The 14,822-nt window shown below is 65.6% G+C and carries 12 protein-coding genes; 7 read left to right on the top strand and 5 right to left on the bottom strand.

Going from position 1 to position 14,822, the window contains the following annotated elements; genetic code table 11:
- Positions 1-17: 17 nt before the first annotated feature.
- The 3 genes from ACFR9U_RS18080 to ACFR9U_RS18070 all read right to left on the bottom strand — a co-directional run bounded on the left by ACFR9U_RS18080 (position 18) and on the right by ACFR9U_RS18070 (position 2,709).
- A complete protein-coding gene (locus ACFR9U_RS18080) occupies positions 18-1,481 on the bottom strand; it encodes an RtcB family protein (protein ID WP_247378541.1) in 1,464 nt (487 codons plus the stop codon).
- A 71-nt stretch (positions 1,482-1,552) separates the two neighbouring features.
- Positions 1,553-1,963: an archease gene (locus ACFR9U_RS18075; RefSeq protein WP_247378540.1), complete on the bottom strand. Its 411-nt coding sequence runs from the start codon at positions 1,961-1,963 to the stop codon at positions 1,553-1,555.
- Positions 1,960-2,709, bottom strand: a complete 750-nt coding sequence (locus tag ACFR9U_RS18070; RefSeq protein WP_247378539.1) for a DUF502 domain-containing protein — start codon at positions 2,707-2,709, stop codon at positions 1,960-1,962. Before ACFR9U_RS18070 ends, ACFR9U_RS18075 begins: the two co-directional genes overlap by 4 nt.
- Before the next feature lie 126 nt (positions 2,710-2,835).
- Here ACFR9U_RS18070 and ACFR9U_RS18065 point away from each other — a divergent pair, with 126 nt between their 5' ends.
- The gene (locus ACFR9U_RS18065; RefSeq protein ID WP_247378538.1) at positions 2,836-3,324 is read left to right on the top strand and encodes a GNAT family N-acetyltransferase; all 489 of its coding nucleotides are present in this window, start codon (positions 2,836-2,838) and stop codon (positions 3,322-3,324) included.
- 67 nt (positions 3,325-3,391) lie between these two features.
- On the top strand, positions 3,392-3,829 hold the full coding sequence (locus ACFR9U_RS18060) for a universal stress protein (protein ID WP_247378537.1): 438 nt from the start codon (positions 3,392-3,394) through the stop codon (positions 3,827-3,829).
- Between the two features lie 15 nt (positions 3,830-3,844).
- Here the strand turns inward: ACFR9U_RS18060 and ACFR9U_RS18055 are convergent, their stop codons facing one another.
- Positions 3,845-5,491, bottom strand: a complete 1,647-nt coding sequence (locus ACFR9U_RS18055) for a potassium channel family protein (RefSeq protein WP_247378536.1) — start codon at positions 5,489-5,491, stop codon at positions 3,845-3,847.
- 147 nt (positions 5,492-5,638) lie between these two features.
- Here ACFR9U_RS18055 and ACFR9U_RS18050 point away from each other — a divergent pair, with 147 nt between their 5' ends.
- Together ACFR9U_RS18050 and ACFR9U_RS18045 are read left to right on the top strand one after the other, a co-directional pair.
- Positions 5,639-6,262, top strand: a complete 624-nt coding sequence (locus ACFR9U_RS18050; protein WP_247378535.1) for a universal stress protein — start codon at positions 5,639-5,641, stop codon at positions 6,260-6,262.
- A 163-nt stretch (positions 6,263-6,425) separates the two neighbouring features.
- Complete coding sequence (locus ACFR9U_RS18045) at positions 6,426-6,956, top strand: DoxX family membrane protein (protein WP_247378534.1); 531 nt, start codon at positions 6,426-6,428, stop codon at positions 6,954-6,956.
- 98 nt (positions 6,957-7,054) lie between these two features.
- On the opposite strand, the gene ACFR9U_RS18040 is transcribed toward ACFR9U_RS18045, so the two are convergent.
- The gene (locus ACFR9U_RS18040) at positions 7,055-8,935 is read right to left on the bottom strand and encodes a bacterio-opsin activator domain-containing protein (RefSeq protein WP_247378533.1); all 1,881 of its coding nucleotides are present in this window, start codon (positions 8,933-8,935) and stop codon (positions 7,055-7,057) included.
- 305 nt (positions 8,936-9,240) lie between these two features.
- On the opposite strand from ACFR9U_RS18040, the gene ACFR9U_RS18035 reads away from it, so the two are divergent.
- From ACFR9U_RS18035 to ACFR9U_RS18025, 3 genes are read left to right on the top strand one after another with little or no spacing between them, the layout of a single operon-like run.
- Entirely contained in the window at positions 9,241-10,275 is a 1,035-nt protein-coding gene (locus ACFR9U_RS18035) for a 4Fe-4S dicluster domain-containing protein (RefSeq protein WP_247378532.1), read from the top strand.
- A 5-nt stretch (positions 10,276-10,280) separates the two neighbouring features.
- The gene (nrfD, locus tag ACFR9U_RS18030; RefSeq protein ID WP_247378531.1) at positions 10,281-11,555 is read left to right on the top strand and encodes an NrfD/PsrC family molybdoenzyme membrane anchor subunit; all 1,275 of its coding nucleotides are present in this window, start codon (positions 10,281-10,283) and stop codon (positions 11,553-11,555) included.
- A complete protein-coding gene (locus ACFR9U_RS18025) occupies positions 11,552-14,818 on the top strand; it encodes a molybdopterin-dependent oxidoreductase (protein ID WP_247378530.1) in 3,267 nt (1,088 codons plus the stop codon). The genes nrfD and ACFR9U_RS18025 overlap by 4 nt, the downstream gene beginning before the upstream one ends.
- Positions 14,819-14,822 lie beyond the last annotated feature (4 nt).

Here is a 14,822-nt window from a genome sequence, read left to right as displayed (position 1 = left end):
CGGTCTGCCGGTCTGATTTAGCCTTTGATGTTACAGACCGGATAGGTACGAGCGACCTTGTCCCCGATACCGAGCGCGTCCGAGACGCGGACGACCTCGTCGACGTCCTTGTAGACGCCGGGCGCTTCCTCGGCGACGGTCGCGCCGGAGTTGGCCTTGACGTAGATCTGGTTCTGCGCGCGCAATTCGTCGCGGACGTCCTCGCCCCAGAACTCGTTTTTCGCCTGCGTTCGGGACATGAGCCGTCCCGCGCCGTGAGCGGTCGAGCCGAACGTCTCCGACAGGGAGTTCTCGCCGCCCCGAAGGACGTAGCTCCCAGCCCCCATGCTGCCCGGGATGATGATGGGCTGACCCACGTCGTTGTACGCTTCTGGGACCTCCTCGCGGCCGGCCGGGAACGCTCGCGTCGCGCCCTTCCGGTGGACGAACAGTTCGCGTTCCTCGCCGTTTTCGACGGTATGAACCTCCTTTTTCGCGATGTTGTGGGCCACGTCGTACAGGAGGTGCATGTCCATCTCCTCCCAGGAGCGGTCGAAGACGCGCTCGAACACCTGGCGGGTTCGGTGCATGATGAGCTGGCGGTTGACCCACGCGAAGTTGATCGCCGCGCACATCGCCTCGTAGTAGTCCTCGGCGAGCTGTGAGCCGGCGGGAGCCGCGGCCAGTTCCTTGTCCGGGAGCTGGTTCAGCAGGCCCTGGTGAGCCTGCTCGATGTCCCGGAGGTAATCCGTACAGACCTGGTGTCCCAGGCCGCGCGAGCCGCAGTGGATGAGAACGACGATCTGGTCCTCCTCGAGGCCGAACGCGTCGGCCACGTCGTCGCGGTAGACGTCGGTGACCCGCTGGACTTCCAGGAAGTGGTTGCCGCTGCCGAGACTGCCGACCTGGTTTTTCCCGCGGTCCTTGGCTTTCTTCGAGATCTTGTCGGCGTTCGCCTCCGGTCGGTACCCCTCGTCTTCGCAGTGGGCCAGGTCGTCTTCGACGGCCCAGCCTGCGTCGAGCGCCCACTTCATCCCGCGCTCCAGAATCTCCTCGACGGTGTCCATCCCCGTCTCGACGACGCCGCCGCCACCGAGACCTGACGGAATGTTTTCGAAGAGGTTGTTCACCAGTTCCTCTTCCCGGCCCTGGAGGTCGCTGTACGTCAGATTCGTCCGCATCATCCGGACGCCACAATTTATATCATATCCGACAGCTCCGGGCGAGATACAGCCGTCTTCGGCGTCGATGCCGGCGACCCCACCGACGGGGAAGCCGTAGCCCTGGTGGCCGTCGGGCATGCAGATGGCGTGCTTACGGACGCCGGGCAGGTGTGCGGAGTTTTTCAGCTGCTGGAGGGTCTTGTCTTCCTCGATCTCTTCGAGGAGCGCTTCGCTGGCGAGTACGCGCGCCGGGGCGCGCATCCCGCCCTCCTGGGGAATCTCCCAGACGTAGTCCCGTACCTTCTCGAGGGTGATTCCGTCGGCATCGTAGGTGGTCATGGCTAGACCTGCGACAGGGACGGCGGAATATATTTCGACTGCATTCGCTCCGGTGACGTGTCTCCGGCCGATCAGACGTCGAAGACGACGTACGCCCGCCACCCCGATTCGGTCTCGGAGAGGTCCATCTCGGAGTACGTGACCGCTTTGATCTCCCTGGCGACGATTTCCGACAGCGGAACGCCCCGGGCAGTCGCCTCACAGACCCATTCGTCGCCGTCCCGGCTCACCGTCGCGTCGTTTGCCACGGGCAGGACGCTCCGGACGTCGCGTTCGTAGATGAGGTCGTCGAGGTAGTCGAACAGCAGCGCCTCCCGGTTCTCGGCGGTGACGGTCAGCGAGAACCGCTCTCCGGTGTCGGGAACGTCGTCACACATCGCGGCGGCCAGACCGTCGCCGACGGCGGCGAAGACGGCGTCGAGGTCGGAACCCGTCGCCTCGACGGCGACGTCGGCAGTGTGCTCGCGCAGATCGAAGCTCATTCTGTCGGGGATTCGTCGCCGGTCCCCTTCTCTGTGTTCTTCCTGTTCGTTGCGCTCGCGAGTTCGTCCGGCACCTCCTCGCCGTTGTCTTCGATGGCGACCCCGCTGGTGACGATGGCGCGAATCCCCTCGCTGACCGTCATGTCGACGTCGGTGACGCGGTCCTCGTCGACGCTGATGACGTGACCGCCCATCACGGGATTGGGGGCGAGCGGGAGGAACAGGGTCACCATCTCGTCGTGGCCAGTGGCGTCTTCGATCGTCTCCGGCGTGTCCGCCGTCAGGAAGGCGACGGTGTAGGACCCCTCGCTGGGAAACTCGACGAGTTTGACCTCCTGAAAGCTGTCCGTGTCGCTGTCCAGCAGGAGCTGACTCATCTCGTTGAAACTCGTGTAGAGGGAGCCGATGCCGGGGATACCGGCCATCATGCGGTCGAAGTTGTCCTCGATGGACCCTTCCTGTGGTTGGCGGTCAGCGACGAGTCCGACGACCAGGATGACGACCAGCAGCACCAGGAGGACGACGCCTTTGACGGCGAGTTCGGGCACGCCGGACGTGCTGAGGGTCGATTCGACCACGGCCACCAGGGGATTGAGCGTCCCCGAGACGAAGTCGACGGCGAACCCGAGAACGATCAGCGTCACGATGAGCGGGACTGTCACGGCGAGCCCTGTGACCATCGCACTCCGCGCTCGTTCCTTGAGGGCCTCCCCGTTCGAACCCGACTTGGTAGTGGCTCCCTGCATCGGTATAACTGTGCGGACGGGTCGGGAGCGAAAAGGGATTGTGGACGCCGCAGACCGCCCGGTTTCTCGTGGGTTGCTTACCGCCGCCGGTGGAATTATAGTCTCGTATCTGCTTAGTCAGCCGTAGTGAGCGCCAGTATCGAGAGCCGCGTCGTCGAGTCGGGTGCTGACGACTACGTCGACGAGGCGTGGGGCCTCAAAGAGCAGATCAGACGGGAGGAAGGCGTCCTCCGTCAGCGACGCGGCTTCTTCAAAGACGCCTATCGCCGCTCGACGGTCTACTGTTACGTCGAGAGCGGCCCGAAGGCCCCTGAGCGCCTCGTCGGCTTCGCAGCGGTCCGTCGGGACGGCTACATCCTCTTTCTCGCCGTCAGCCCCGACCACCGCGGCGAAGGGTTCGGCGAGCAACTCATCGCTCAGGTCGCGGACAACCACTCCTCGGTGACGTGTCACGCCCGAACGACCAACGAGCCGGCCATCGGCTTCTACAGACATCTCGGCTTCGAGGTCAAGCGCACCATCGAGAACTACTACGAAGACGGCGGCGACGCCTACTATCTCAAACTCGGCGCCAGCAGCGGCATCACCGAATGCCTGTCGCGGTTGCTGAGCTGAGGCGGTCGGCTCCCACTGGTCGGGAAGAGACACAGCACCTTTTGGTCGGTCGCTCGTCCAGTCGAGTATGTACGACACCATCCTGGTCCCCACCGACGGGAGCGACCTCGCCGACCGCGCGCTCGAACACGCGATCGCCGCGGCCAAACAGGCCGACGCGACCGTCCATCTGCTGTACGTCGTCGACATGCGCGTCGCGCAGTCCGCGCCGGGACTGGCGATCGACGAGATCCGCCAGACGCTCGGGGACGAAGGCGAGAAGGTGACGAACGCCCTCGAGCGGACGGTGGCCGACGCCGACCTCGACGTCGTCACGACCGTGCGAGAGGGCGTCCCCGACGACGAGATCCTGGCCTACGCCGACGAGGCGGACGCCGACCTCATCGTCATGGGCACACACGGCAAGAGTCAGCGCGAGCGGATTCTGGTCGGCAGCGTCACCGACAGAGTCAACCACGCGGCCGAGATTCCCGTGCTGACGGTTCCCGGGAAGGACCAGTCGTAGGGTCGCGCCCACGACTTATCGGGCGCCAGACGTGAACTCCGCCTCGAACCGACTGACGTGCTCGTCGGTGCCGGCGACGATGACGCCGTCGCCCTCCACGAACGTGAACGCCGCCGGATCGAACTCGGTGATCACGTCGTCTTCGCGCTCGACTGCGACGACGGTACAGCCGGTCTGTCCCCTGACGTCGGCTTCCTGGAGCGTCCGGCCGGCCAGAGCACCGGCGGCGAAGCGGACCACCTCTATCTGTTTGTCGTAGGCGAGCACCTCCTCGTCCTCGAAGATCGTCGACGCCATCATGCGGCCGCTGATGGTCGCCAGCGACTGGACGTAGTCGGCCCCGGCGCGGTACAGCTTCTCGACGTCCGCTTGCTCGTTGGCGCGGACGACGATCTCGATGTCCGGGTTCAGGTCGCGTGCAATCAGCGTCGCGAAGATCGATTCGGTGTCGTCGCCGAGCGCCACGAGCAGCGCTGATGCGTGCTCGATCCCGGCCTCCCGGAGCACGTCCGGCTCGCGTGCGTCCCCGATCACGTCCACGTTCGATTTCGATTCCCTGTCGAGGACGGTCAGCTGCGAGTTCGTCTCGGAGAGCGCGTCGTACGCGGCCGTCCCGGACTCCCCGTAGCCGGCGATGACGACTTGCTGTGGGGAGAACTGGCGAACCGTCGAGGCGGTGGCCTCCCGAAGTTCCTCGATCCGTTCGGGTTTGCCGGCGACAAGCAGCGTCGTCTCCGCGTCGAGTTCGGCCGTGCGGTCGACCGGACTCTCGAAGGTCCCGCCGAACCAGGCGCCGATGACGTTCACCCCGTAGCGTTCGTGGATTCGCGCGTCCGCGAACTCCTCGTCGCAGAGATCGCTCCCGCGCTGGACGCTCAACTCGGCCAACTCGAAGTCGTCTCCGATTTCGATGCCTTCCTCGACGGCCGTCGTCACGGCCGTGGGGATCTGTCGCGCCAGACTCTCACCGAGGAGTTGCCGCGGCGAGAGCACGTCGTCCGCGCCGGCGACGCTGTGGTACTGCGCCAGCGATCCGTCCTCGACGAGCGTCACCACCCGGACGTCCGGGTTGGCCTCCCGCGCCGAGAGGACGATGCTGGCGGTCGTGTCGTCGGCCGCGTCCGCTACGACCGCTTTGGCCCGACCGATGCCGGCGCTGTCGAGGACGGTCGTCGATTCGGGATCGCCGTACACGACGTTGCGGTCCTGGTCGCGCAGGTCGTGTGCCGTCTCCTCGTCCGGTTCGACGAGCACGTACTCCTGGCTGCGTGAGTCCAGTTCAGCGATGAACGCCTCGGTCCGCGCCGTGGAGGTGCAGATGATGACGTGATCGGTGACGTCCGGCGCGGCTCGTGGCAAGCGCGGCGTCAGCGCCCGGCGGAGCCAGGGAACGGCGAACACGTCGACCGCAGTGAGAATCAGTCCGATGCCAGCCAACTGCATGACGATGACGAGGACGTTCATCTGGAGACTCTGCCAGGGTGCGTCCTCGCCGTAGCCGGTGGTCGTGAACGTCTGCATCACGACTTCCAGTGACCGATACACCGGCTGCGTCTGGTCTTCCCAGGTCGCCATTCCGACGTTGTACAGCGCCGTGAACACCACCGTCGTGACCGCGACCAGCCCGAGATAGAACGCCGTCCGCTGTGTCCGCCTGCGCATGTCTCACCTGGCACCCGCCACGTAGTTTAACCCGCTGTCTCCATCGCGACTCGAATCGCGCGGGTCCGTCCCGTGCGTCGCTTTTTGATTCTCACGTGTTGGGAGAGAATAAACCCCTTTTTGTATGAGCGACTTCACTCTCCGACCATGTACGAGCGAATCCTGATTCCGACCGACGGCAGCACTGGTACCGCACACGTCGCGATGCAGGCGATCGACCTCGCAGAGCAGTACGGCAGCACCCTGCACGTCCTCAACGTCGTCGACACGGACGTCGGGTCGATGCTCTCGGACATCCAGGAGACGGCAGAGGAACTCGAACAGCAGGGCCAGCGGGCGGTCGAACGCGTCGAGACGATGGCGGAGATCCACGGCGTCGACGCCGAGACGGACGTCGTCCAGGGCGACCCGGCGGATCAGATCCTGGAGTACGCCGACGAGATCGACGCCGACGCGATCGTCGCCGGGACCCACGGCCGGTCGGGCGTCAAGCGCCAACTCATCGGCAGCGTCGCCGAGCGTCTGGTCCGCCACGCTAACTGCCCGGTGATGACGATCCGCCTCCCCGAGGACGACGTCACCGTCGAGGACGACGAGCACGCGCGGAAACTGGCCCAGGAGGCCATCGAAGGCGAGAACTACGACGCCACGATCACCGGCGTCGATCATCAGGTGAGCGTCTGGGTCATCGACGCCGACACTGAAGACGGTTCGCTCGTCGTCTACCTCGACCCCGTCACCCAGCGGACCAGCATCGTCGAACGGAACTAACCGGGCTCTCGGTGGACGTTCGCCATTTTGGAATTTTTGCACAATACTGGATTGCGTTGCCTAATTCTCCACGTTAAGTTCGATTTGGTTCCAGGATTGTGGAAATGTGCGTGCTTATTTATATAGTCTTCACTCGAAGTCACACGTGTAGAGGTGACCGAACATGTCCACACGTAAATTAGAGGCCGACCTGTTAGGCCGTGAAACGAACTTCGAGTACTCCGAGCACTGGATCGGGTACGCGCTGCTGGGACTCCGGCTCGTCATGGGCTGGACGTTCTTCTACGCAGGCATCACGAAAGTGCTCGATCCGGAGTGGTCCGCCGCTGGAATGCTGCTGCACGGGATTCCAGAGGGGAACCCCTTCGTCAGCGTGTGGACCACCATGGCAAACGAGTGGCTCTGGCTGATCGACCCGCTCAACGCGTGGGGCCTGACGCTGGTCGGGCTGTGCCTGCTGCTCGGCGGACTCGTCCGGTGGGCCGCCATCTGGGGCGCCGTGATGATGGTGTTCTACTGGGCGGCGGCCCTGCCGCTCGCACACGGCATCGTCATCGACGACCACATCGTGTACGCGATGTTGCTGTTCGGCCTCGGCGCGTTCGGTGCCGGCCGGATCCTCGGTGTGGACGCGTACCTCGAAGCGACCGACCTCGTCGAGCGGTTCCCGAAGCTCCGGCTGTTCCTGGGCTGATACCCCGGAACACCGAGCATCGGTGATTCCCTTCCTCGCCGTCACCGACACCCGCAGAGCGGCGCCTCCGTCAGCGGACCGATCGGAGGCTCGGATACTCAGACCGTTGGTTCGCCCACGGTCGTCGCGTCGTTCGTCTCGAACAACCCGTCGAAGACTTTTCGCTCTGCGGTCCGGAGGTGCTGGAGGAACGTCGACTGAGAGATGTCCATCATCTCGGCGACGTCGTCGCCGCTGCTCTCCCGGGGCCAGGCGAAAAAGCCCGCGTCGTGTGCCGTCCGCAACGCCTCCTGCTGGCGGTCGGTGAGGCCATCGGGGAGCGGACCCGCCTCGTCGTCGCTCGCGGTCTGTGGCTGTTCGCGCTCACGTCTGGCGACCAGTTCGATGCCGGGACGGCCGTCCCGGAGTGCGTCGAGGAGCGTCCGCGGTTCGCCGTCGCTCGGGAGGTCGACGCAGAGTCGTCCCTCGCCCGGGGTGACCGAAAACGAGCGCACAGCCGTGCCGTACTCTGCGACCGCCGAGACGACGGCCGTCTCGTCGACGACGAAGCGGACGATACAGCCGTCGTCGTGGTCGCGAATCACCTGGGCAGTTGTCACGTGCTCGGCGGTCTCGACGTACGCCGTCACGTCGGCCGCGCTGGCACCGGTGACGCTGAAGTACTCCACCTGCTCGCCGGCGTCGGTCGTGATTCGCTTGAGTTCGAGTTCGCAGTCCAGGGCGGCTGCCAGACGAACGAGCGGATCGTCGGTTTCGGTGACGCGGAACTCCAGTTCCGTCACGTCGTCGGTGACGAGCGCGCGTTTGCTCTGGACGGCGTTGAGCGCGTAACCGATCGTCTCGCCGAGTTCGGCCAGGACCTCGCCCTCGATGGCTGCGAAGGCGTCGCGGTCCGCGGCGTGCACGACGAGCGTGCCGTAGGTGACGCCCCGGTGGGTGAGCGGGATCGCGGCGACGGCGTTCGTCCCGCACTGCCGACAGCGTTCGTGCCACCCGTCGGCCGTCTCGTCGACCGCCGCGAGGATCGCCGTCGAGTCGTGACTCGCGCGGTCGACCGGCGTCATCCCGTCGGCGTCGTTGAACGCTTCGACGACCGACTCGATCTCCGCGGAGCTGACGCCCGCCTGCGTCCGGACGCCCAGGCTCCCGTTGACCAGGTTGACCGAACTGAGCCACGCGAACGAGAACGGCGGCCGCGCGAAACACTCACAGACCGCCGCTTCGATCTCCTCGCGCGTCGTGGCTTCGACGAGCCGCTGGTTGACGTCCCTGAGGATCTCGTTCGTGTTGTTCAACAGCGTGAGCTGTTCGTTCTGCTCTTCGATGCGCAACTGCCGTTCCTTTCGCTCGGTCACGTCGGTGTCGACGGCGACGAACCGCTCGACCTCGCCCTGGTCGTCCGTGATCGGCGCGATGGTCATGTCGACCCAGCACCGATCGCCGCTTTTCCGCTCGTTGATGATCTCGCCGTCCCAGACGTTGCCCGAGGTGATCTCGCCCCACATCCGCTCGTAGAACGCCTCGTCGTGTTCGCCCGACTTCCAGAGCCGTGGATTCGCCCCGATCACTTCGTCGGGCTCGTAACCGGTCACCTGCTCGATCGCGGGATTGGCGTAGGTGATCGTGCCGTCCGGGTCGGTCAGGAAAATCGCGTGGCCGGCGTGCTCGACGGCCTTCCGAAAGCTCCGTAACTGCTCGTTAACGTCTCGGAGCGACGATTTGATTCGCGCTTCCTCGTCGATGAACTGGCTGAGATAGTACACTGTCAACAGCGCGAGGACGCTGACGACGAGTCCCGGCACTTCCGAGAGCCCGGTGCTCGTCACCGTCAGGCCCGTCCACAACTGCCGCGTGGCCATCAGCGCGAGCATGGCCGTCAGGAACAGGAATCGCCGGTCTCGACTCCGTGATAGCAACAGGACCGAGTATCCGACCCCGACGAGCCGTATCAAGACGGACAGGGCCAGCACGCCGTTCACGGCGGGACACCTCCCTGGAGTGTCGCCGCGTCGTGGAGTGTAAACGAGAGGAACATGTTCTTGTCTTGGTCGATCTCCTTTAAAAACCTGAACACGGATTCCAAGAGATTGGGAGTCCCGTGCGAGCGGTCCGATTTCCGGCGGCCAAACTATATTGGCATCGGGCCCTGGGGGATAATCCCGGCGGATTCGCGGCCCAAAGAGTATGGGTAGTACCCTCTCCGGTGAGGGGTCTGTACGTTTAGGTGTATGATGTCGAGACCGTCACCGGCACGCCACGTGTCACGAACCCCGAGGTGGTCGCGATGAGTAGCCAGGATGCGATGCCGGGCGTTCCGGACACCCCCGGCCGTGCGCAACTCGATTCCATGGTCGACGACGAGCGCGCGGACCCGCGTGCGGAACTCGACGAGACTGACTTCTCGACGGAGCTCGGCGTCGCGATGGCCGAGGACGCCAAGGCAGTCTCGCGCGGCGAGCTCTCCAGCGAGGCGTACTGGAAACGATACGACGGCCTCGCCGCCGAGGAGTTCGGCGACGACTACCGCGACACGCCGAACCCGGCCGTCGACCACGGGATGGACCAGACGATCGACGAGGGGACGGCAGAGTCTCTCGCCTGTTCGGTCGGCTCGATGAGTACCGTCGCCGAGGCGCTCGACGACACGCAGGCGTCGGCATCGTCCTCGAAGAGCGGCGATGCCGACGATCCCCGCTGGGGGATGGTCATCGACCTCCAGAAGTGCGTCGGCTGTGACTCCTGTTCGGTCGCCTGCAAGGCCGAAAACCGGACGCCGCCGGGCGTCTCGTACAACGTCGTCATGGAGGAAGAACACGGGGAGTTCCCGAACGTCCAGCGGACGAACCTGCCCCGTCCCTGCATGCAGTGTGAGAACCCGCCCTGCGTGCAGGTCTGTCCGGTCAGCGCGACGTACAAGATGGAAAACGGCGTCGTGAACATCGACTACGACCGGTGTATCGGCTGTCGATACTGCATGATCTCGTGCCCGTACGGCGCGCGGTACTTCGACTTCGGCGAGAACTACGACGACGAGGTCGACGGCTCCGGCGAGGTCACGAGTCCCGAGTACGGCGTCGACCGCGGCGAGCGCGAACGCAAGAAGTCGCCGGTCGGCAACGTCCGGAAGTGCAACTTCTGTCATCACCGGCTCAATCGCGGCGAGGAGCCGTCCTGCGTCGAGACCTGCGTCGGCGACGCCCGCAACATGGGCGACCTGAACGACCCGGACAGCGAAGTGGCAGAGATGGCGTCCTCCTCGCGCGCGATGCAGCTCAAAGAGGAGGAAGGCACCGATCCGAACGTGTACTACCTGGAGTGATCCCAATGGCAACCGAATCATCATCACGGTTCGAGTTCGACCCCGGGTTCAACGACAGTCGCCTGCGGGTCGCGTGGTACGCCCTGCTCGCCGTCCTGCTGCTGGTCGGCGCGTACGCGATGTGGCTGCGGATCAAACAGGGCATGCAGAGTACCAACCTCACGAGCATCACCCCGTGGGGCGCGTGGGTGGCCTTCTACATCTACTTCGTGGGCCTCTCGGCGGGCGCGTTCCTCGTGAGCACGCTCGCGAACGTCTTCGAGATGACCGGCATGCACAAGGTCGACCGCGACGCCCTGTTCGCCGCGATCATCAGCATGGTGGTCGCGCTCCTGTTCGTCTGGACCGACCTCGGCCGGATGGACCGGATGTGGCACCCGTTCGCCTGGCGCCAGCTCACCTCGCCGCTGATGTGGGAGGTCCACGCCTACGTCGCCTACATCACGGTCCTGTGCCTGGAGCTGTACTTCTCGATGCGGATCGACCTCGCGCGGGTCGCCAAGAACGGGTCGGGCCTGCGTGCGATGGTCTCCCGGCTGCTCTCGTTCGGTCGGCTCGACACCAGCGAGGAGTCCGCGGCCCGGGACCAGACCTGGCTCAAGCGGTTCGGGATGCTCGGCATCCCGCTGGCCATCTTCATGGTCCACGGCGGGACCGGCGTGTTGTTCGCCGTCTCGAAGGCCCGTCCCTACTGGAACAGCGGGCTGTTCCCGGTGATCTTCATCATCTCCGCGGTGGTCAGCGGGACGGCGCTCGTCATGGCGCTGTACGTCCTGCGGACCAAGCTGTTCACCGACCGGGACCTCGACCTGGACCTGCTGGAGCGGCTGGCGAAGCTGCTGGCGGCGTTCATCGTGACGGACTTCGCGCTCACGGCCATCGACGCGCTCATCGCGCTGAACAGCCTCCACCCCACGGAGGTCGAGACCTGGCTGACGGTGCTGTTCGGCCCGATGGCGTGGTCGTTCTGGGGTATCATGGTCGGCCTGGGCTGGGTGGTGCCGCTGGTGCTCGTGTCCCGCAGCGAGTGGCGGCGCACGCCCTGGCTGATGGTGCTGGCCGGACTGAGCGTCGTTCTCGGGATCATCGGCGTCCGGTTCAACATCGTCGTCCCGCCGCTGATCCTGCCCGTGATGCACCAGCTCCCGCACGGATCGTACTTCCCGAGCGCCGTGGAGTGGCTCACCAGCATCGGCATGATGGCCGTCGGACTGCTGCTCTACACGCTCGGTGCAGAACTGCTGCCGCTGACTCCCCTCGAATCAGGTGATCACCAATGAGTACTGACAACGTTGACAGCGCGACTGACGAGGCGTCCGACGAGGCGTCGGCGACCCGCCGCGAGTTCGTCAAGGCCGTCGGCGGCGTCACCGCCGTCGCCAGCGCCGGCGGTGCCGCGTCCGAACTCAGCCTGGACGCGCTCTGGCGCGACGAGCCGCACTACGTCGGCACCGACTACGGCGAGTACGACGCCAGCGACGTGATCCACACCACCTGCGGACAGTGCAACACGTTCTGTCCGATCAAGGTGCGCATCGCCGACGAGAGCACCGAGAGCGCCCAGTACAGCTCGCTCGTCCGCAAGCTCGCCGGGAACCCCTACTCGTTCCTGAACACGCAGCCGTTCGCGCAGGTGCCATACGGGAGCGATCCCGAACAGGTCGCGACGGGCGACCTGGAGGGGACCGGCGACGTGGACTCGTCGCGCTGGTCGCTCTCCGGCGGCCGGATGTGCCTGAAAGGACAGGCCGGCATTCAGACCGCCTTCGACTCCTACCGCGTCCGCAAGCCCCTCAAGCGGGCCGGCCCGCGTGGGAGCGGCCAGTGGAAGACCGTCTCCTGGGAGCAGGCCATCGACGAGATCGTCAACGGCGCCGACGACCTCGGCCACCCCGGTCTCAAGAACATGTGGGGGTACGCGCCCCAGGACCAGGTGATGAGCGACTGGGAGGCCGTCCAGAACGGGGAGATGGAGAAGGCCGCCTTCGACGACAAGTACGACGACGTCCTCATCGACACGGATCACCCAGACCTGGGACCGAAGGCGAACCAGGTCGTCGACGTGGGCGGGTTCCGGCGGAACTTCATCAGGACGCGCCTCTGGAAGCAGGGACTGGGTTCGGTCAACAGCTTCCACCACGCCGGCACCTGCGGGTTCTCCAGCGTGATGGGGAACGTCCGCTCGTACGCGGGCGGCCCGAAGAAACGCCAGTACCCCGACGTCGAGAACTGCAAGTACCTCCTCGTCTGGGGGACCAACCCGATGGTCGCCAACAAGGGGCCGACCTGGCTCGCGCCGAAACTCACCAACGCGATCCAGGACGGCATGCGGATGGACGTCGTCGACCCGCGCCTCTCGAAGACCGCCGAGAAGGCCGAGAAGTGGGTCCCGGTCGATCCCGGCTCGGACGCCGCGCTCGCGCTCGGGATGGCCCGCTGGATCATCGAGCACGAACGGTACGACCGCGAGTACCTCACTAACCCGAGCCAGTCCGCCGCCGAAACCGACGACGAACCGACGTGGAACGACGCCACGCACCTCGTGCTCGTCGACGAGGAGAAACAGCCCAAGGCCCGCGCCGGCGACCTCGGGCTGTCGGGCGACGGCTTCGTCGTCGTGGACGCGACGACCGGGCAACTGACGCCGGCCAGCGAGGCGAGCGCCGGTACTCTCAACGTCGACATGACGGTCGACGGTACGCGGGTCCGCTCGGTGTGGTCGCTCTACCGCGAGCGCGTCTTCGAGCACACCCTCGAAGAGTACGCCGACATGGCCGGCCTCGATCCCGAGGACATCGCGGACGTCGCAGACGAGTTCACCAGCCACGGCAAGCGGGCGGCCATCATGGCCTACCGCGGCCCCGCGAAACACGCGAACGGGTTCCACAACCAGCGCGCGATCGCGACGCTCCAGCACCTCATCGGGAACTACGACTGGAAGGGCGGCCAGATCACGCCCTACGCGGGCTACGATTCGATGAGCGGCCGGTACAACCTCGGGAACGTCCCCGACGGCTACAGTCCGTGGGGCATCCCGCTGCTCCGCGGCGGCGTCAACTACGAGGACACGTCGCTGTTCGAGCGCGACGACGGCTATCCCGCCAAGCGGCCGTGGTTCCCCGTCGCACCGCCCCAGGCAACTCAGGAACTGTACGGTAGCGCCGCCGACGAGTATCCCTACGGCGTGAACGCGCTGTTCATCCGTCCGTACTCGAACAACCACGTGATGGCCGTCGCCGGCGGCGACCAGATCCCGCCCATCCTCGACGACACGGACACCATTCCGCTGATCGTCGCTTCCGACACCGTCCTCGGGGAGACGAGCGAGCACGCCGACTACGTCCTGCCCGAACCCACCTACCTCGAACGATGGGAGAACTTCGGGACCTACCCGAACAAGCGGCTGGCCGACGAGAAGATCAGCCAGCCCGCGGTGAAAGTGGTCCCGAACGCCAGACCGTTCGAGGACGTCCTCATCGACATGTGGAAGGAGATGGACCTGCCCGGCGTCGGCGAGAACGCCATCGTCGACAACCAGGGCAACTCCTGGCCGCTCCACCAGGCCGAGGACTTCTACCTCAAGCTCGTGGCGAACATCGCCTACGCCCGTGATCCGGTCCAGCCGGCCGACGACGAAGAGCTGGCGGTGTTCAAGCAGGCCCACGAGAAGGGGCTGGGCAACCACTTCGACCTCGGCCGCTGGAAGCAGGCCGTCCGGAACGACGAGTGGCGCCGCGTCGTGACGGTGCTCAATCGCGGCGGACGCTTCGAGGAGCCGGTCGACGACTACGAGTCGGCCTTCGAAGAGCACGGCTACGACTACGACTACGCCGACCGCTACGGCGACCGCTCGAACGCCTACGACGGCGACCACATGCAGTACAAGTTCGGCGGTCGCACCGACTTCTACAGCGAGGTCGTCCCGAACGGCAAACACTCCTACACGGGCGAGCGGTTCGACCCGCTGCCGAAGGTCGAGGACGTGGTCCACTACAACGGCGACGTGCAGGTTCCGATCGTCAGCGACGGGTCGCCCGACCGGCCGCTCAAACTCATCAACTGGAAGCCCCGAACCCAGGGAATGCACCGGACGACGAACTCCCCGTGGCTGCGCGAGACGCGGCCGGAGAACCCGGTCTGGATCAACTCCGCGGACGCCGACGAGCGCGGCATCGAGAACGGCGACGACATCACCATCGACGCCGGCCGCAAAACCGTCGAAGCGACCGCGATGGTGACCGACGGTATCCGGCCCGGCGTCGTCGGCGCGATGTGGGGCTGGGGCCGCTCCGGCGACGGCGCGACCGACTACTCCGTCGACGGCGAGACCAAGTCGGCCGTCGAAGCCGACGGGCACACGCCTTACGAGTTCGACACGCCGATGGAGGACGAAGCGGGCCTCGCCGGCAGCCGCGACGCCGGCTTCGCCATCAACCACGTCCAGCCGCTCGACAGCGAACTTGGTGACACCGGCTTGAGCGACCCCATCGGTGGCAGCAACGCCCAGTACGACGCTTACGTCGACATCCAGAAACGGACGTGATCCA

It is taken from the genome of Halorientalis brevis (assembly GCF_042678165.1).
In the GTDB taxonomy this organism is placed as follows: domain Archaea; phylum Halobacteriota; class Halobacteria; order Halobacteriales; family Haloarculaceae; genus Halorientalis; species Halorientalis brevis.
The sequence above is the reverse complement of the archived record's forward strand: the minus strand, read 5'-3'. Positions and strand labels throughout refer to the sequence as shown.

Excerpts from the sequence above, each read along its gene's own strand:
- ACFR9U_RS18080 (WP_247378541.1), bottom strand. The coding sequence starts at position 1,481 with ATGACCACCTACGATGCCGACGGAATCACCCTCGAGAAGGTACGGGAC.
- ACFR9U_RS18075 (WP_247378540.1), bottom strand. The coding sequence starts at position 1,963 with ATGAGCTTCGATCTGCGCGAGCACACTGCCGACGTCGCCGTCGAGGCG.
- ACFR9U_RS18070 (WP_247378539.1), bottom strand. The coding sequence starts at position 2,709 with ATGCAGGGAGCCACTACCAAGTCGGGTTCGAACGGGGAGGCCCTCAAG.
- ACFR9U_RS18060 (WP_247378537.1), top strand. The coding sequence starts at position 3,392 with ATGTACGACACCATCCTGGTCCCCACCGACGGGAGCGACCTCGCCGAC.
- ACFR9U_RS18055 (WP_247378536.1), bottom strand. The coding sequence starts at position 5,491 with ATGCGCAGGCGGACACAGCGGACGGCGTTCTATCTCGGGCTGGTCGCG.
- ACFR9U_RS18050 (WP_247378535.1), top strand. The coding sequence starts at position 5,639 with ATGTACGAGCGAATCCTGATTCCGACCGACGGCAGCACTGGTACCGCA.
- ACFR9U_RS18045 (WP_247378534.1), top strand. The coding sequence starts at position 6,426 with ATGTCCACACGTAAATTAGAGGCCGACCTGTTAGGCCGTGAAACGAAC.
- ACFR9U_RS18035 (WP_247378532.1), top strand. The coding sequence starts at position 9,241 with ATGAGTAGCCAGGATGCGATGCCGGGCGTTCCGGACACCCCCGGCCGT.
- nrfD (WP_247378531.1), top strand. The coding sequence starts at position 10,281 with ATGGCAACCGAATCATCATCACGGTTCGAGTTCGACCCCGGGTTCAAC.
- ACFR9U_RS18025 (WP_247378530.1), top strand. The coding sequence starts at position 11,552 with ATGAGTACTGACAACGTTGACAGCGCGACTGACGAGGCGTCCGACGAG.